At 62.6% G+C, this 17,911-nt stretch carries 16 protein-coding genes; 8 read left to right on the plus strand and 8 right to left on the minus strand.

The features are described 5' to 3' along the window. Positions 1-22: 22 nt before the first annotated feature. A complete protein-coding gene (locus tag HX792_RS24420; protein WP_176998481.1) occupies positions 23-1,021 on the minus strand; it encodes a FecR family protein in 999 nt (332 codons plus the stop codon). 63 nt (positions 1,022-1,084) lie between these two features. Continuing rightward, a complete protein-coding gene (locus HX792_RS24425; protein WP_176998482.1) occupies positions 1,085-1,606 on the minus strand; it encodes an RNA polymerase sigma factor in 522 nt (173 codons plus the stop codon). Between the two features lie 205 nt (positions 1,607-1,811). On the opposite strand from HX792_RS24425, the gene aroQ reads away from it, so the two are divergent. Beyond that, positions 1,812-2,252: a type II 3-dehydroquinate dehydratase gene (gene aroQ / locus HX792_RS24430; protein WP_145162258.1), complete on the plus strand. Its 441-nt coding sequence runs from the start codon at positions 1,812-1,814 to the stop codon at positions 2,250-2,252. Positions 2,253-2,257: 5 nt separating this feature from the next. After that, positions 2,258-3,106, plus strand: coding sequence for a shikimate dehydrogenase (locus tag HX792_RS24435; protein WP_176998483.1), 849 nt, complete (start codon positions 2,258-2,260; stop codon positions 3,104-3,106). 151 nt (positions 3,107-3,257) lie between these two features. Here the strand turns inward: HX792_RS24435 and HX792_RS24440 are convergent, their stop codons facing one another. Then, positions 3,258-3,923 (minus strand): TetR/AcrR family transcriptional regulator, encoded by a 666-nt coding sequence (locus tag HX792_RS24440; RefSeq protein ID WP_176998484.1) that lies wholly within the window; start codon positions 3,921-3,923, stop codon positions 3,258-3,260. Between the two features lie 77 nt (positions 3,924-4,000). Beyond that, the gene (quiC, locus tag HX792_RS24445; RefSeq protein WP_176998485.1) at positions 4,001-5,902 is read right to left on the minus strand and encodes a 3-dehydroshikimate dehydratase QuiC; all 1,902 of its coding nucleotides are present in this window, start codon (positions 5,900-5,902) and stop codon (positions 4,001-4,003) included. Between the two features lie 212 nt (positions 5,903-6,114). On the opposite strand from quiC, the gene HX792_RS24450 reads away from it, so the two are divergent. Next, complete coding sequence (locus HX792_RS24450) at positions 6,115-7,449, plus strand: MFS transporter (RefSeq protein ID WP_176998486.1); 1,335 nt, start codon at positions 6,115-6,117, stop codon at positions 7,447-7,449. A 13-nt stretch (positions 7,450-7,462) separates the two neighbouring features. Here HX792_RS24450 and HX792_RS24455 read toward each other — a convergent pair whose 3' ends face one another. Beyond that, positions 7,463-8,341, minus strand: a complete 879-nt coding sequence (locus tag HX792_RS24455; protein ID WP_176998487.1) for a DMT family transporter — start codon at positions 8,339-8,341, stop codon at positions 7,463-7,465. 199 nt (positions 8,342-8,540) lie between these two features. Between HX792_RS24455 and HX792_RS24460 the strand changes: the two genes are divergently transcribed. The 3 genes from HX792_RS24460 to HX792_RS24470 all read left to right on the plus strand — a co-directional run bounded on the left by HX792_RS24460 (position 8,541) and on the right by HX792_RS24470 (position 10,991). Continuing rightward, entirely contained in the window at positions 8,541-8,957 is a 417-nt protein-coding gene (locus HX792_RS24460) for a membrane lipoprotein lipid attachment site-containing protein (RefSeq protein ID WP_176998488.1), read from the plus strand. Between the two features lie 159 nt (positions 8,958-9,116). Further along, on the plus strand, positions 9,117-10,004 hold the full coding sequence (locus tag HX792_RS24465; RefSeq protein ID WP_176998489.1) for a neutral zinc metallopeptidase: 888 nt from the start codon (positions 9,117-9,119) through the stop codon (positions 10,002-10,004). Continuing rightward, a complete protein-coding gene (locus tag HX792_RS24470; RefSeq protein WP_176998490.1) occupies positions 10,005-10,991 on the plus strand; it encodes an alpha/beta hydrolase in 987 nt (328 codons plus the stop codon). Between the two features lie 127 nt (positions 10,992-11,118). Here HX792_RS24470 and HX792_RS24475 read toward each other — a convergent pair whose 3' ends face one another. From HX792_RS24475 to HX792_RS24485, 3 genes are all read right to left on the minus strand, one after another. After that, on the minus strand, positions 11,119-11,712 hold the full coding sequence (locus HX792_RS24475; RefSeq protein ID WP_176998491.1) for an HAD family hydrolase: 594 nt from the start codon (positions 11,710-11,712) through the stop codon (positions 11,119-11,121). Then, entirely contained in the window at positions 11,709-12,578 is an 870-nt protein-coding gene (gene tesB, locus HX792_RS24480) for an acyl-CoA thioesterase II (RefSeq protein ID WP_176998492.1), read from the minus strand. Before tesB ends, HX792_RS24475 begins: the two co-directional genes overlap by 4 nt. A gap of 112 nt (positions 12,579-12,690) precedes the next feature. After that, entirely contained in the window at positions 12,691-13,260 is a 570-nt protein-coding gene (locus HX792_RS24485) for a GNAT family N-acetyltransferase (RefSeq protein WP_176998493.1), read from the minus strand. Positions 13,261-13,335: 75 nt separating this feature from the next. Here HX792_RS24485 and HX792_RS24490 point away from each other — a divergent pair, with 75 nt between their 5' ends. Then, on the plus strand, positions 13,336-14,256 hold the full coding sequence (locus tag HX792_RS24490; RefSeq protein WP_176998494.1) for a histone deacetylase: 921 nt from the start codon (positions 13,336-13,338) through the stop codon (positions 14,254-14,256). A 228-nt stretch (positions 14,257-14,484) separates the two neighbouring features. Beyond that, positions 14,485-17,814 (plus strand): type III effector HrpK domain-containing protein, encoded by a 3,330-nt coding sequence (locus HX792_RS24495; protein WP_176998495.1) that lies wholly within the window; start codon positions 14,485-14,487, stop codon positions 17,812-17,814. Positions 17,815-17,911 lie beyond the last annotated feature (97 nt).

A 17,911-nucleotide genomic window follows, 5' to 3' on the forward strand; every position in this document is an offset into this window, starting at 1 on the left:
ATCACCACCGCCCGCAGACAAATCAATAAATCAGGCTATAACCCGCCAGGTCCAAGCGTTGCACTTGAAGCTCCTGGGTCAAGGTACCGAGGGCGGTATCGAGCATGTCGAGACGGAACACTCCGCTGACTTCCCGCTCACCCAACGCAGCGTCGGTCAACACCACCCGCCCGGGACGATAGCGATTGAGCTGCTCGACCACTTTGGCCAACGGCAGCCGGTCGAAAATCAGCACACCCCGCCGCCAACTGGTGGCACGTTCCACGTCGAACTGATCCAACGGCACCACACCGTCCTGTGGGCTGTAGCGCGCCGCCTGGCCCTCCTTGAGCACGCGCTCGGCCGGGCCTTGGCGAGGTGGCGCCTGCATCGAGACTTCGACGCTGTGCTGCAACACCCCGACCCAGGCTTGCCGGTCATCCTCACGCGTCACCACAAACCGCGTGCCCAGCGCCCGGGTTTGCGCGCCGGCGCTTTGCACCACGAAGGGCCGCGTTTCCGGGCCCACCCTCGGCGCCACGTCAAAAATCGCCGAGCCCTGGATCAGGCTCACGCGCCGCTGCACACCGTCGTAATCCAGGCGGATGGCGCTGTTGGAGTCCAGCTCCACCGTGCTGCCATCGGCCAGGTGCACGGTGCGCACTTCACCTTTTTGCGTCACGTAGTCTGCCTGCAGGCGCAGCAGCGCATCCGGCCCGCGCACCCAGCCCATGCCCGCCACCACCACGACCAGCGCCACCGCGGCCGCACGCTGCCAGGGTCGTCGTCGCTTTGAGCGGCGCACAGGCTGGGACGCAGCCTGCGGGCGCTGACGGTGTACGAGCTCGTCCTTGTAAACGTCGCCCAATGCCGCCCAGGTCTGTTCGGCAAAGCGCAACGCCGCTTCATGGCGGCTGTCGCAGGCGATCCAATGTTGCAGCTCGGCCTGCTCCTGTTCGGTCAGGGCACCGGCGTGCAGGCGCACCGCCCATTCGGCCGCCGCCTCGGTAATGCTGTGCTGTTGCGGACCCTGGCTATTCACGTGTGCATCTCGAATTTTTCGTTATGTAACGCTGTGACGTCTGACCCAGTGCATTTCGGTAACTCATTCGTCGGATGGCGCCCCCTCGCCTTCCTGCAAGCGCTGCATCACATAGGCCAGTGCCTTGGCCAGATGCTTCTGCACGGAGCTGTCGGAGATATCCAGGTGCCGGGCCACCTGGGCGTGGGTCATGCCTTCAATGCGGTTCAGGCGGAAGATCTGCTGGGTGCGTTCCGGCAATTCTGCCAGTGCCTGCTTCAATGCCTGTCGCTGTTGCTGCGCCATTGCCTGAGCCTCCAACCCGGCCACTTCATCTTCAATCTCGGCCAGCGCCTCATGGGGCACGGAGTCTGTCTTGCGCCGCGCTTCCTGGCGAATATGGTCGATCAGCAGATTGCTCGCCGTTCGATAGAGATAGCCCTGGGAATTGTCGATGCGCTCGCCGGCCGGTTTTTCCGCCAGGCGCAGGAAGCTCTCCTGCACCAGGTCTGCGGCCAACTGCGGGTCCCGTACCTTGCGCGCCAGATACCCGCGCAGGGTATCGGCATGCTTGAGAAACAGGCCTTTGAGATCCACGTCCGACAAACCGACTCCCTGGAATGTTAAGGAAACAGGCCGGCATAGTAAGCGTTGTCGAGAATGATTTTCAATTGATATCTAATCTGATCCTGCCGTGGGAACCGTCTGAATATCGGTTCGGTAATCGAACACATCCGCCGTGATCAATTGACCAAATTAACCAACCAGTACATTTTATCTCCACAACTAACAAGAATGTGGAGACCCCCTTATGCCGCCCATCGTGCTGGTGCTCAACGGCCCCAACCTCAACCTGCTCGGCACCCGCGAGCCCGCCACCTACGGCCATGAAACCCTGGCCGACATCGCCGCCTTGTGTGGGCGCAGTGCGGAAAAACTCGGGCTGAAAATCGAATTCCGCCAGACCAACCACGAAGGTGAATTGCTCGACTGGATCCACGGCGCCCGCGCCCGCTGCGCCGGTATCGTGATCAACCCGGCCGCCTGGACCCACACCTCAGTGGCCATCCGCGACGCGCTGGTGGCCAGTGAAGTTCCGGTGATCGAAGTGCATTTATCCAACGTGCATGCGCGTGAGGCGTTCCGGCACCACTCCTTTGTTTCGCCAATCGCCAAGGCCGTACTGGCCGGGTTCGGCAGCCATGGTTATCACCTGGCCCTGGAACATTTCAGCCACACCTTGAAAGGGTGAGCCCGATGAAACCGCGCATCCTCGCCGGCTTGATCGGCGCCGGCATCCAGGCGTCCCGCACACCCGCGCTGCATGAACAGGAAGGTGACGCCCAGGGCATGCGCTACCTGTATCGCCTGATCGACCTGGAACCCCTGCACCTGAACATCAACGCCCTGCCCGACCTGCTCGACGCGGCTGAACTGATGCACTTCACCGGGCTGAACATTACCTACCCGTGCAAGCAGGCCATCCTGCCGCTGCTGGATGAACTGTCTGACGAGGCGCGCGGCATTGGCGCAGTTAATACGGTGGTGTTCAGGGATGGCAAACGCATCGGCCACAACACCGACTGCCTAGGGTTCGCCGAGGGTTTTCGCAGGAACCTGAGCGATGTGGCACGCCAACGCGTGGTGCAGATGGGCGCTGGCGGTGCAGGCGCAGCGGTGGCCCATGCGCTGCTGGCCGAGGGGGTGGAACAGTTGAGTATTTTCGACGTGGACCCCACCCGTGCCCGCGACCTTGTGGATAACCTCGCCCGGCGCTTCGGTGCCGGGCGTGCCCAGGTGGGTAGCCATCTGGAAAACGCCATGGCCGAGGCCGATGGTTTGGTGAACACCACGCCGATGGGCATGGCCAAGCTGCCGGGCACGCCGGTGCCGTCGAATCTGCTACGCGCCGAGGTGTGGGTGGCGGAGATTGTGTATTTCCCGCTGGAAACCGAGCTGCTGCGTGATGCCCGCGCCCTGGGTTGTCGCACACTGGACGGCGGCAACATGGCGGTGTTTCAGGCGGTGAAGGCGTTTGAGTTGTTCAGTGGTGAAGTGCCGGATGCCGACAGGATGCTGGCGCACTTTCAAAGCCTGAACACCTGACTGACGAAACCGGTTCAAAAACTGTGGGAGCTGGCTTGTCGGGTCGCCGCATCGCTGCGATGGCGGTGTTTCAGACAGCTGATGGATAGCTGACACACCGCTATCGCAGGCAAGCCAGCTCCCACATTGAGTGGATTTCAAGCCGAGACCTTCACGCCTGCAAGTACCGCATCACCGACTCACAAATCATGTCCCGATGCCGCTGCTTGACCGCCTCGTCCGACAATTCAATCTGAAAGATCTCACTGAACGTATGGCGGTTGGACACCCGGTAAAAGCTGAATGAGTTGATCAGCAGGTGCACGTCCAGCGGCTCCAGCCCCTCCCGAAACAACCCCATCTCGGCGCCACGCTGCAAAGTCGCGCCCAACGCTTCAAGGATGTTGCTGTTCATCGCCTTGATCGCGTCCGAGCGCTTCACGTACTCGGCATTGTGGATGTTTTCGATGCTCACGATGCGCACGAAATCCACATTCTGGTCATGGTGATCAAAGGTGAACTCCACCAACCGGCGAATCGCCTCGCGGGGCTCAAGCGCCGTGAGGTTCATGCGGGTTTCGGTGTTGCGAATGTCGCCGTAAAGCTTCTCCAGCACCTCGACGTACAACTGCTCCTTGCTGCCGAAGTAGTAATAGATCATGCGCTTGGAGGTGTGGATACGCTCGGCGATCGCGTCCACGCGAGCGCCAGACAAACCCTGCTGGACAAACTCGACAATGGCTTCCTGGAGAATGTTTTCGCGGGTCTTTTCCGGGTTGTTCTTACGACTCTTGCGCGGTGCGTCTGACACTGCGGGGAGTTCGGGACTCGAGGTCATGGTGCGCTCACGGCCATTGTTATGCAGGCGCTGATTATGGGCCGCGATGCTTCCAGAAGGAAGCACCTGGCCAGCCCTTATAAACGCGCCTGGCGCACCGCGCCGCTGCGGGACTTGGCCATGGCCGCCAGGCGCACGGCCACGTTGGCCGCGCCATAGCCGGCATAGCCGCCCTTGCGCTGGATGATCTCGAAGAAAAACCGCCCTTCGAACGGCTCGGTGTACACATGAAACAACTCACCGCCCTGGGCGTCGCGGTCGTACAACACGTTGTAGTACGCCAGCTCGCTGAGGAACTCGTCGTCAAAATCAAAGCGCGCCGCGAGGTCGTCGTAGTAATTGAGCGGGATATCCAGCAGCGGCACGCCCGCCTCTTTGGCCCGGCGCACCTCGGCGAAAATGTCCGCGCAATCGAAGGCAATGTGGTGCACGCCCGAGCCGCGATAGCTCGACAGCGCGTGGGAAATCGCCGTGTTGCGGTTCTCGGAAATATTCAGCGGCAGGCGGATCGAGCTGCAACGGCTGCGCAGGGCACGGCTTTTCACCAGGCCGTACGGGTCGGGCAGCACCACTTCATCATCGGCCTCGAAATCCAGCAGGCTCTTGTAGAACAGCACCCAGCTGTCGAGGCTGTCGGCCGGCAGGGCCATGGCCATGTGGTCGATGCGCAGCAGGCCGCCACTGGAGGCCGTCGCCGGTTGCAGGTTGAAGTCGGTGTCGTACAGCGAACCTTCGGACGAATCCACCAGATAAATCAGGCTGCCATCCGGCGCACGCACCGCTGCCAGTTCCAATTCGTTGGGCCCGACCAGCCCGCGATACGGCTGGCCTTTGTAGGCCACCGCGCGCTCCAACGCCTTGGCGCTGTCCTTGACCCGAATCGCCGTGGCGCACAACGACGGCCCGTGAGCCTCGAAAAAATTGTGGGCGAAGGAATACGGCTCGCAGTTGAGGATCAGGTTGATATCGCCCTGGCGCAACAAACTCACACTCTTGGAACGGTGCTGCCCAGCCTTGACGAAACCCAGGCGCTCCAGCCATTGGGTCAGCTTGGCGCCCAGGCTTTCATCCACGGCGAACTCAAGGAATTCGATGCCGTCGTAGTCGCTGGCGGCTGGGGTTTCAAACAGGATGTCCGCCGGCGTGGCCGGTTGCTCCTGGGCCAGGCATTCGCGGGTCTTTTCTTCCAGGTACAGCAGCGAGCGCAACCCATCCGCCGCATTCGCCCGCGTCGGTGCTGCGCGGAAGCCGTCGTTGAAAATTTCCAGAGACAGCGGCCCGGTGTAGCCACTCTGGATGATCGGCGCGAGGAAGCCCGCCAGGTCGAATTCGCCCTGCCCGGGGAAGCAGCGGAAATGCCGGCTCCACTCCAGCACGTCCATGGCCAGGATCGGCGCATCGGCCATTTGCACAAAGAAGATCTTGTCGCCGGGGATCTGGGCGATGCCACTCGGGTCGCCCTTAAGCGACAAGGTGTGGAAGCTGTCGAGCAACACGCCCAGGCTCGGGTGATCGACCTGGCGCACCAGGTTCCACACCTGCTGCCAGGTGTTCACATGCTTGCCCCAGGCCAGCGCCTCATAGCCGATGCGCAAGCCTCGGCGCCCGGCTTGCTCGGCCAGCAGGCTGAGGTCATCGAGTAAAATGCGTTCGTCGCCCAGCGAATCCGCCGAGGCATTGCTGCACACCAGCACCAGGTCGGTGCCCAGTTCCTGCATCAGGTCGAACTTGCGTTCAGCGCGCTCGAGGTTGCGCGCCAGGCGGTCGCGGCGGCACCCTTCGAAGTCACGGAAGGGTTGGAACAGGGTGATGGCAATGCCCAGGTCAGCGCACATCTGCCTAACTTCCCGAGGGCTGCCGTCGTAATACAACAAGTCATTTTCGAAGATCTCGACGCCGTCAAACCCGGCGGCGGCAATGGCTTCGAGCTTTTCCGGCAGGGTGCCGCTCAAGGAAACGGTGGCAATGGAACGTTGCATGGGGCGACTCCCGGCAATTGTTATTTGCGGCAAATTATTGGCCCCAGCTTTACACACAGCAATTAAAATGTACGAACCGGTTAGTTTTTGGTGCGATTATCGAACACTATGCCCCTTTGGCGAATTGACGATTTTTTAACCGCTGCGCACCATCGATTCAGCAACAAGACCCAGAACACACCATAAAAATTTCAAAAAACGGGTACGACCTCATGCCTTCGCAAAACTCCGTCCTGGCCGCGCGCCCGGGCAACCCGCACGCCGGCATCGGCGACAAGATCCGCGGCGCCCTGGCCGTGGGTAAAACTCGCTGGGGCATGCTGGCCCTGGTGTTCTTCGCCACCACCCTGAACTACATCGACCGCGCCGCCCTGGGCGTGATGCAACCGATCCTCGCCAAGGAAATGAGCTGGACGGCGATGGACTACGCCAACATCAACTTCTGGTTCCAGGTGGGCTACGCGATTGGTTTTGTGCTGCAAGGCCGGTTGATCGACCGGGTCGGCGTGAAACGCGTGTTCTTCTGCGCGGTGCTGCTGTGGAGCCTGGCCACCGGCGCCCACGGCCTGGCCACCTCGGCAGTCGGCTTCATGGTCTGCCGCTTTATCCTCGGGATCACCGAGGCGGCCAACTACCCGGCCTGCGTCAAGACCACGCGGTTGTGGTTCCCGGCCGGTGAGCGTGCAGTCGCTACTGGCATCTTCAACGCCGGCACCAACGTCGGCGCCATGATGACGCCCATGTTGCTGCCGTTGATCCTGCACGTGTGGGGCTGGCAAGCGGCGTTCCTGTGCATGTCGGCACTGGGCGGGATCTGGCTGGTGTGCTGGGGCCTGAAGTACTACAACCCCGAAGACCACCCCACCGTTAAACAATCCGAACTGGACTACGTGCAACAGGAAGTCGAACCGGAACAACCCCGCGTCCCGTTCAGCCGCATCCTGCGCATGCGCGGCACCTGGGCCTTCGCCCTCGCCTATTCGATGACCGCGCCGGTGTTCTGGTTCTACCTGTACTGGCTGCCGCCGTTCCTGAACCAGCAATACAACCTGGGCATCAACGTGACGCAGATGGGCATCCCGCTGATCATCATTTACCTGACGGCCGACTTCGGCAGCGTGGGTGGTGGGATTCTGTCGTCGTTCCTGATCGGCCGTGGCATGAACTCGATCAAGGCGCGCCTGTTGTCGATGCTGCTGTTCGCCTGCTGCATCGTCGGCGTGATCATGGCGGCCGGTTCCAGCCAGTTGTGGGTCGCGGTGTTCGCCATCTCCCTGGCCATCGGTGCGCACCAGGCCTGGACCGCCAACATCTGGAGCCTGGTGATGGACTACACGCCCAAGCACATGATGAGCACGGTGTTCGGCTTTGGCGGGATGTGCGCGGCTATCGGCGGCATGTTCATGACCCAGATCGTCGGCCACATCCTCACCGTGACGAACAACAACTACACCGTGTTGTTCACCCTGATCCCGGCGATGTACTTCATTGCGCTGACCTGGATGTACTTCATGGCGCCGCGCAAGATCCCTACCGTAGACGTCTGAGCTACCCCCTGAGCTATTTGCGCCGCTGCTGCCAGGCAGCGGCCAACCCGCTCATGCAGATCACCCCGATGCCGACCACCGTGGTCAAGTCGGGGGTATGGTTGAACACCAGCCAGCCCAACAGCCCCGCAAACACGATCTGGCAATAGCCGAACGGCGCCAGCAAGGCCGGCGCCGCGAAGCGGAACGCCTGGGTCAACATCAAGTGGGCGGTCATCCCGCAGGTGCCCAACGCCAGCATCAATGCAGCGTGCCACAGGGTCGGGATTTGCCAGAAGAACGGCACCATCGCACTCATTACCAAGGTGTTGCACAGGCCGGCGAAGAAGTTGCTGGTGGTGGGCGTGTCGTATTGGCTGAGGATGCGTGTGAGCAACTGGTAGAAGCAGAAGAACAGCGCCGAACACAGCGGCAGCAGCACCGCCGGGGTGAACAGCTCGCCACCGGGGTGGATGATGATCAGCACGCCGACAAAGCCGCAGATCACCGCCAGCCATTGGCCGCGTGTCACGTGCTCACCGAGCAGTGGCACCGAAAGCGCCGTCACCAGGATCGGCGCCAGGAAGTTCACCGCCGTGGCTTCTGCCAGCGGGATGTAATGCAGCGCCGCCGTGAAGAACAGGCTGGTGCCCAGCAGGCACAAGGCCCGCACCACCTGCATCCCCGGCCGCTTGCTGCGCAACACACGCAGGCCCGATTGCGGCAGGAAGATCCCGGCCATCAACAGCGTGTGCACCAGGTAGCGCGCCCACACCACCATCACGATCGGGTAGAACCCGGCCAGGTATTTGGACAAGGCGTCGTGGCTGGAAAACAGAAACGTCGCCAGCACAATCAGCAAGATGCCTTTGAACGGATGGTTGACGCCGGAAAGCGGTGTGCTGACAGTCATTGAATTCTCTTGCATGGCAGGCTGAATGCTGAGCACTGAACGTGGCAGCACTCAACCCGGTAATCTAGCAGCCGCGCCTGGGTGCGCCCCAAGAGCATAACCAAACACCGGGCGAACAGCGCACTAAATCACGGGATTCGAGTCCAACGCTGCACGTTTGCCCCCGCATTGTGCACTTTTTAACCAAGGCCTTGCCGCTATGAAAAAAACACTCTTCGTTCTTTCAGCCCTTGCCCTGCTTACCGCCTGTAACAAGGAGGAAGCACCCGCCCCCAAACCGGCCCCTGCGTCAGTGCAAGCCACCCTGGTGCCGGCCAACCCGCCCACCGACAAATGGGTGGGCAAATGGGTGGGCGTGGAAGGCCTGAACCTGACCATCGCCAAAGACGACAGCATCGGCCGGGGTCATTACATCCTGACCATGCAGTACGGCCTCGACGCCGACGACTCCGGCACCTTCAAAGGCGAAGCCAATGAAGATGGCATCGCCTTCACCCGCCCGGACGGCCCGCAACAATTGACCGCTGGCGACGGCGAAGCCACCGGTTTGAAATGGCTGGCGGATAAAAAGGATTGCCTGGTGGTCGACACCGGCGAAGGTTACTGCCGCGACTGATCCGGCTGCAAAGCTGACACAACTTTCATCTGGCCCCTCTGCCGGCACGGACTGACAGCAGCGATACTACGCAGCTCTCGTACCTGTCGGACAGCCGGGCTGGCGCCATGCCCACGCACCAACAACAATGTTTTTCAGGTTCATCGAGAGGATTGCCCCATGCTATGGAAAAAAGGCCGACGCAGCGACAACGTGGTGGATGCCCGTGACGACAGTGGCGGCGGTGGTGGTGGCATGCGCTTTGGCGGCGGCAAGGGCCTGAGCCTTACGGCCATCGTACTGATCGTCGGCATTGGCTGGCTGACCGGCCAGGACCCGCTGCAGATCCTCGGCCAGTTGACCGGCCAGATGGAGCAGGCGCCCTCGGTGAGCACGCAGACCCGCCAGGCGCCACCGGCCAACGATGAACAGGCTGACTTTGTACGCGCGGTGCTGGGCGACACCGAAGACACCTGGGGCCAGGTGTTCAAGGAGAACGGCCTGACCTACAAGAACCCGAAACTGATTCTGTTCCGGGGCCGGGTCAATTCCGCCTGCGGTGGCGCCACCTCGGCCAGCGGCCCGTTTTATTGCCCGGCGGATCAACAGGTGTACCTGGACCTGGATTTCTTCCGGGAGATGTCACAACGCTTCAAGGCTGCGGGCGACTTCGCCCAGGCTTATGTGATCGCCCATGAAGTGGGGCATCACGTGCAAACGCTGCTGGGCATTTCGGCCAAGATCCAGGCCGCACGCCAACAGGGTCGGCAGATGCAAGGCGACGGCGGCCTGCTGGTACGCCAGGAGCTGCAAGCCGACTGTTTTGCCGGGGTGTGGGCCAACCGTGCGCAGAAACGCCTGAACTGGCTGGAGCCCGGCGACATTGAAGAAGCACTGAATGCGGCCAACGCCATCGGCGATGACCGTCTGCAGCAACAGGGTCAAGGGCGCGTGGTGCCCGACTCGTTTACCCACGGCACCTCGGCACAGCGGGTTCGTTGGTTCAAGACCGGCTTTGCGGGTGGCCAGATCACTCAATGCGACACCTTTACGGCGAAGAGTCTTTAAATGAATAAACGATTGGGATTGCTGCTGGGTTTGATGTTGTCCTGCTCCACCGCCACCTGGGCCGCCGAGAAAGAGCATGGGGTCAAGGTGGTCAGCCCCGATCGTTTTCACCTGGATGCCGGCGACCTCAGCCTGGGCTTGAGCCAGGACTGGAACCAACCGCTGCCGCAGGTCACCCGCGCCCTGATCATCGTGCACGGGCGCCTGCGCAACGCACAGACCTACCTGCAAAGCGGCGAAGACGCAGCCGAACACGCAGGCCAGGCCGCCAATACCCTGGTGATCGCGCCGCAGTTCCTGAATGAGCTGGATATCAAGCGCAACCACCTGGACAACGGGGTACTGCGCTGGAATGGCAACGACTGGATGGCTGGCGAGCCGTCCACCGGCCCGGGCCAGATCAGCTCCTACGGCGCCCTCGACCAGATCATCAAGCACCTGGGCAACCGCAAGCTGTTCCCGGCCCTGAAAGAAATCGTGGTGGCAGGCCACTCCGGCGGCGGCCAGGTGGTGCAGCGTTTCGCCCTCACCGGCCACGACCACCCGATGCTGCAAACCGAAGGCATCAGCCTGCGGTACGTGGTGGCCAACCCGTCGTCCTACGCCTACTTCACGCCGCAGCGCCCAGTGAAGTTTGACGTCGCCAGTTGCCCAGGCTTCAACGATTGGAAATACGGCCTGCAAAACCTGCCGGCCTACGCCAAGGGCCAAAGCGCCGAGCAGCTGGAACAGGCTTACGTGTCACGCAACATCACCTACCTGCTGGGCCAGCAAGACACCGACCCGAACCACCCGGCACTGGACAAGAGCTGTGCGGCCGAAACCCAGGGCGCGTACCGCCTGATTCGCGGGCACAACTACTTCGACTACCTCAAGCAACGCCACCCGCAACTGACACACAAACTGGTGGAAGTGCCAGGCGTTGGGCACAACGGGGATGGGATGTTTACTTCGCCTGAAGGGCAGAAGGTCCTCTTCGGGAAATAACTGACACAACCGGATCAAAAATGTGGGAGCTGGCTTGCCTGCGATGGCATCACCTCGGTATGGCTGATAGACCGAGGTGTCTGCATCGCAGGCAAGCCAGCTCCCACACAAGCCAGCTCCTACAGGGTCAGTGTTCGATCATTCGGCGCAAGGCCAAGCAGTCTTCTGCATGCCAATCCACCAGCTCCGGCCACGGGTTCTCCGGCAGGTTGACCAGCACCGTGTGCGTCCCCGCTGCCCGGCCGCAGTCCAGGTCAAAGCGGTAGTCACCCACCATCACCATCTCGCTCGGCGCCACGTCCCAGGCCGCGGCCAGTTTCAGCAAGCCATCCGGATCGGGCTTGGGTTGCGCATCATCACGCCCCAACACGTCCTCGACAGCAAAACAGTCCGCCAGGCCAATCGCTTGCAGGGTGATGTGGGCCAATTCCCGCGCATTGCGCGTCAGGATGCCCAGGCGATAACCGCGCCCCGCCAGCTCGCGCACCAACTCCACCGCGCCTTCGGCGGCGACGGAACCCAGCGCCAGCTCACGTTCGTGCTCCAGCAACCAGGCATGCTTGGCCGCCGCCACATCGGCAGGCAATGCCGCCAGATGGGTGAGGATGTCGTCTTCGGGCGGAATCTCCAGCGCCACGCGAATGGCCGCAAAATCATGCACGGCCACCGTGAGGGTGCCGTCCATGTCGAAAACCCAGTGCTTAACGTCCGCCAGGCTCATGCCCAATCCTTGCGATGGCGGATCAAGCCTTCCTGGGTCACCGACGCCACCAGCTGCCCGGCGCGGTTGTACACGCTGCCCCGGGAGAACCCACGGGAGTTGCCGGCCCATGGGCTGTCCATGGCGTATAGCAACCAATCATCGGCACGCAGGTCAGCGTGGAACCACAGCGCATGGTCGAGGCTGGCGACCTGCATGTCTTTCTGCCACACCGTCTTGCCGTGGGGCAGCAACGAGGTGGTCAGCAGACCGAAATCCGAGGCGTAGGCCAGCAGGTATTTGTGCAGCGCCGGCGAATCGGCCAGCGCGCCATCGGCCCGAAACCACACGTACTTCACCGGGTCGGACGGCTGCGGGTTGAACGGGTCTTTCTCGGTCACCGGGCGCACTTCGATCGGCTTGGGGCACAGCAGCTTGTCGCGCATGTGCTCGGGGATCAGGTGCGCACGTTGCTGGGTCAACTCCAGCTCCGACGGCAGGTTCTCCGGGCCGACCACCACGGGCATGGTGGTCTGGTGCTCGAAGCCTTCTTCGTCATATTGGAACGAGGTGGTGCAGGTGAAAATCGGGTGGCCCTTCTGGATCGCCGTGACCCGCCGCGTGCTGAAACTGCCGCCATCACGCACACGGTCCACCGAATACACCACCGGCAAGGCGGCATCGCCGGGGCGCAGGAAATAGCCGTGCAGGGAATGCACGTGCCGCGCCTCTTCTACGGTCTGGCTGGCAGCCGACAGCGACTGGCCAAGCACCTGGCCGCCGAACAGTTGGCGAAAACCCAGGTCCTGGCTGCGGCCGCGAAAGAGGTTTTCCTCGATCGGCTCCAGGGTCAGCAAGTCCACTAGGTCTTCCAATACTTGGCTCATTCACACTCTCCTCAGAGCAATTCTTTTCTACCGTGTAGGAGCCGGCTTGCTGGCGATAGCGCCCTCAAGCTCAACACACCTTCCAAAACTGACATCGCCGGCAAGCCGGCTCCTACCCGTGCAGCGTGTCCAACCATTGGGCGCGGGTGATGCGGTACAACACATGATGGCGCAGCGGGTCATCGGCTGCGACCTTGGGGTGTTCAAAATCTGCCTGGGGATCGTAATGCATACCGATGGCCTGCATGACTTTTTGTGATGGCAGATTGGACTCGGTGGTAAACGCGAGGATTTCATCCAGTTGCAACCGGTCGAAACCACAGCGCAAAGCCGTCCACGCCGCTTCGCTGGCGTACCCCAGGCCCCAGTGTTCACGGGCCAGGCGCCAGCCGATCTCCACTGCCGGGGTGAAGCCCGCTTCGAAGCTGACATTCTGCAGCCCGGTCAGGCCGATAAACTCGCCCGTGTCCTTGCGCTGCAAGGCCCAGAAACCAAAGCCATATTCCGCGAAGTGCCCACGTATGCGCCCGATCAATGCGGCGCTTTCGAGGTGGCTCAGCTTGGCCGGGAAATAGCGCATCACCTGCGGGTCGGCGCACATGCGCGCAAATTCCGGCAGGTCGCTGTCGCGCCATTGGCGCAGCACCAGACGTGCACTTTCCAATTCCAGTATCGGCTCCATGGGTCCCCTCCCTTGCCATGTGCGTGAGTGTACAACGCGGGTAAGATGCGTCGCAGGTTCCTGTCAGAAAATCCCATGCCCCTGCCCCTGATCTACCACGACGACTACAGCCCCGAGTTCCCGGCAGACCACCGGTTCCCCATGGACAAGTTTCGCCTGCTGCGCGATCACCTGGTGGACAGCGGCCTGACCGAAGACAGCCAATTGCTGCGCCCGCAGCTGTGCCCAGCAGAGATTCTGGCCCTGGCTCATGACCCTGGGTATATCGAACGCTACATGGGCGGCGAGTTGTCCCGCGAAGACCAACGGCGCCTCGGCCTGCCCTGGAACGAAGCGCTGGCCCGACGCACGGTGCGCGCCGTGGGCGGCTCCATCCTGGCAGCCGAAAAGGCCCTGGAACACGGCCTGGCCTGCCACTTGGCGGGCGGCACCCACCATGCCCACTACGACTACCCGGCCGGCTTTTGCATCTTCAATGACCTGGCGGTGATCAGCCATTACCTGCTGGCCAGCGGCCGGGTCAACCGCGTGCTGATCTTCGATTGCGACGTGCACCAGGGCGACGGCACCGCACGCATCCTCCACGACACGCCGGACGCCATCACCGTGTCGCTGCACTGCGAAAAGAACTTCCCGGCGCGCAAGGCCCAGAGCGATTGGGACATTCCCCTGCCCATGGGCATGGGCGATGCCGACTACCTCAAGGTGGTCGACGACGCTCTCAACTACCTGTTGCCGCTCTACCAGCCCGACCTGGTGCTGTATGACGCGGGCGTGGACGTGCACAAGGATGACGCCCTCGGTTACCTCAAGCTGACCGACGCAGGCGTCGCCGCCCGCGACGAAAGCGTGATGCGCCACTGCCTGGGCCGCGACATCCCGGTGATGGGCGTGATCGGCGGCGGCTACAGCAAGGACCGCCCGGCCCTGGCCCGCCGCCATGGCATCCTGCACCACAGCGCACAACGGGTGTGGACGTCATCAGGCTGTCACTGAACTGTGGGCGTTACCCACAATGCCTGTGGAACCACCTGTGGATAACTTGAGCGTAAGCACCTGAGAGCAAGACAACGCATGGCCTGCAGGAAACTGTACGTTTTTTGACCACACACTTTTCCACAGCCGTGAAACGTTGTGGAACATTCGACCTGTTCCAGATTTGAAACAAAACTGCCGCACGCCACCGTCACCCTGAACACCTTCCCGTTTTCAGAGTACCCGGCGATGGCTACCTACAAGATCGGCACCGTGACAAACCCCGGCAATGACGACGCCTTGAAAAAGGTCGCCGCCACCTTCGAAACCGCCATGGCCCGCGCCGTTGCGGGTTTCAAGGACACGGCCAAGCCCGGCAATTTCAAGGTGCTGGCCAGCGGCGTGACCGACAACACCAAAGACCAGAAAATCGCCGCCGTCATGGCCACCGGCGATCAAGAGGCGATCAAACGCCTCAACGATCCTAACCTCGCCGACATCAGCAACACCGGCGTGCCCCTGGCGGACATCGCCAGCATCACCAAGATTTCCGACAACGTGCTGGACCTCAAGACCCGCGACGGCCAGGACATTGTCATCATCAAGCAGATGACGCCCTACCTGTTCGACGGCATGGCCGGCAAGGTCGACGCCGTCAACGCGCTCAATGCCAGCAAGGCCGACGGCTACCGCATCGCCCAGGCCGGCGATACCGCGCCGGGGTTGGCTGACTACAAGGGCATCGGCCCTGTGGATGAAATCGGCCCGGGCTTTATCCGCTACGAGACCGTCTCGGGCGACAAGGTGGTGGTCAGCCGCGAAGTGAACCCCGACCTGTACAACCAGGTGGCGGGCGACGGCCAAACCTGGGGCCTGATCAACGACAGCAAGAACGCCGGTTACACCCTCGCCGACGCCAGCGAAACCGGGAGTGTCAGCCTGGTAGGTACTCCGGAAGAACTCGGCCACGGCCTGATCCGTTATGAAACGGCGTCCGGCGACAAGGTGATCGTGTCCCAGGCCATCAGCCCCGACCTGTATGCCTCGGTGGTCAAGGAATCCAACGGCATCTTCAATGTGGGCGGCGCCGTCGACACCAACTGGATCGACAACTCCCAATACGCCAACCCCAAGGACTGGGACAAGATCGTCGGCAACACCAGCGGCACGCCGACCCAGGAAGAACGCGACCTGGACCGCCCACGCGCCGCGGCCAAAATGCTCAGCGACAACTGGGACAAATGGGGCATGCACGACCGCCCCATCGACTTCTCCAACCCACCGACCGACCTGCCGCCCGAAGCCCAGGCGTGCCTCAAATACCTGGCCGGCAGCCCGAGCCTGATGAACGCCCTGGACAGCGGCGGCCTGGGCGGCAGCGACGGCGTGATTACCCACAGCAACGTCGACAGTTTCGTCAGTCAGTCGAACAAGGATCTGTCGGCCGCCTCCAAGTCCTACAGCACCTTTCTCAGCAAAAACCCGGGAGCCAGCGACCTGGCCAAGGCGAACGCCAAGTCGGCCGCGCTGGTCATGGCCAATATCTCGCTGGTCAGCAGCGCCGGCCCCGCGATGGAAGGCCCCAACCAACGCGCCAACAACGGCAGCCTGACCACCGACAACCTCAACGCCATCAAGAACGACAGCGGCCTGAGCCCTGAACTGACCGGCGCTGCCGGCTACTGGTCGACCCCGGGCATGATGCGCACCCTCGACATGGCCGGCGACCTGCCCGCCACCGCCACCGCCGACGGCATCACCCAGCAGAAAAACCTCGGTGCCTGGCTGGAAAACCAGGCGCCCACCGACGATCACGGCGTGTTGATGATGCTCAGCAACGCCTCGATCCGCAGCTCGGTGGCCGGTGTCGACACCTCGAAGCTGACCCAGGACGTGCTGCAAAACCCGCAGAACTACGACGGCAAGACCAAGGCCGCCGTGATGTTGGAACTCAGCGACGCCCGTGCGCGCCTGGCTTCCAGCGACAAGGTCGGCGACGGTGACCTGTATGCCGGGATCACCGCCGACAGCGAATATCACCTCAACCCGACCAAATCCAAGGTCGCCGACCAGTTGGACGCGGCCGTCAACCAGTTGGCCGGCGACCCGGACGTGAAGACCTTCATGGCCCAGAACCAGGCCGACGGCATGCGCGACATCGTCAACAGCGACCCGGCGATCAAGACCGAGATGCAGCACTACCAGGACAGCCAGATCAACAGCGGCAACGTGATCAACACCGCGCTGGCGACCAAGGACAGTAATGGCAACCCGGTGTCGCTGATCGACGGGCTCAGCCTGGCCGGCACCGACGCCACCCTCACCGACATGGCCCTGGGCGGTAATGGCACGGTGGACCTGGAGGCCATGGCCGACAAGTCCGGTAAATCGGCCGAGATTCAGCAGTACTTCCAGGACCACATCGTCAGCGGGCAAGACCTGCAGAACGGCCTGGCCGCGCCGAATGCCGACCCGATGACGGTCATCGGCCAGTACGCGGCCAACGCCTCGTTGCTCAAGGAATTCCTCGGCGACAAGGTCTCGGCGCAGGACTCCTCCACCGTGCAGCAATACGTCAACCAGGCGGTGTCCGACAGCCTGGTCAACGGCGCCAACGACGATGTGCTCAAAAGCACCTTCGGCGACGCCAACGGCAATTTCGACGAAGCCAAGACCACTGCCATCCTCAACCAGGCCATGGCCGACAACCCGGACATGTTCAAGGACGCCACGGGTGCGCAGATCAAGCCGCAGGATGTGATCTCGCTGATCCGCTCGATGTGGGACGTCAACCGCCAGACCCAGAAGATCAGCGACGTGCTGCCCAAGGCCGTGGACGGCCTGAACCTCAACGCCAGCGACGCCTACAAACAGGGTCTGCTGCACATCGGCAGCGCCCTGCTGGCGGGCGGCGTACTGGCGGCGCGCTCGGCCACCGGTGGCAACAGCCCGGCCGACAACGCCGGGCGCGTGGCGGCGGGCATGCAGTTCGCCGGCCTGATCACCGAAGGCGGCACCAAATACGCCAAGGAAGCCGGCTACGGCATGGCCTGGAAACCCACGCCGGTTGACCCGAGCAAGCCCCAGGGCATCGGCGACTTCCCCACCGGAAAAATGGTGCAGAACACCGACGGGCTCAACAAACTGGGGAACCTGGGCAAAATCGTCGGCGGCGCCGGCAGCTTTATCGGCGGCGTATTCGGCCTGATCAGCGGGGTCAACAGCGCGTTCTCCGGTGACAAGCTCAACGCCGGCTTCTCCCTCACCAGCGGCGCCCTCGGCACCGGCGCGGCGGTGGCGTCGATCATCGAAGGCGGCGCCGGCCTGTTTGGCGTGGCCGATGCGGCCGCCATCGCCGGCACCTTCGCCGGTGTACTGGGCTGGGCGGCGGCGGGCGTGGGCATCATCACCTCGTTCGTGTTCCCGATCATCGAGGTGGTCAAGCGCGAGAAACAACAGGACGCGTTCTTCGGCGCGCTGGTGCCCGTGCTGGACAAATATGGCCTCACCGGTGGCCCGATCACCGATGCCGACCGCTCGGACGAGTACCCGCCAAACACCAACACCGGGTTTGCGTGATCCCCGGGCACGCCGTTTCCTGTGGTGGGCGGGCTTGCTCCGCGTCGCGATTGACCAGGCGCTTCACGTTAGCCTGGTACACCGCGGCGCGGGGCAA

The organism is Pseudomonas sp. B6002, from assembly GCF_013385985.1.
GTDB lineage: Bacteria > Pseudomonadota > Gammaproteobacteria > Pseudomonadales > Pseudomonadaceae > Aquipseudomonas.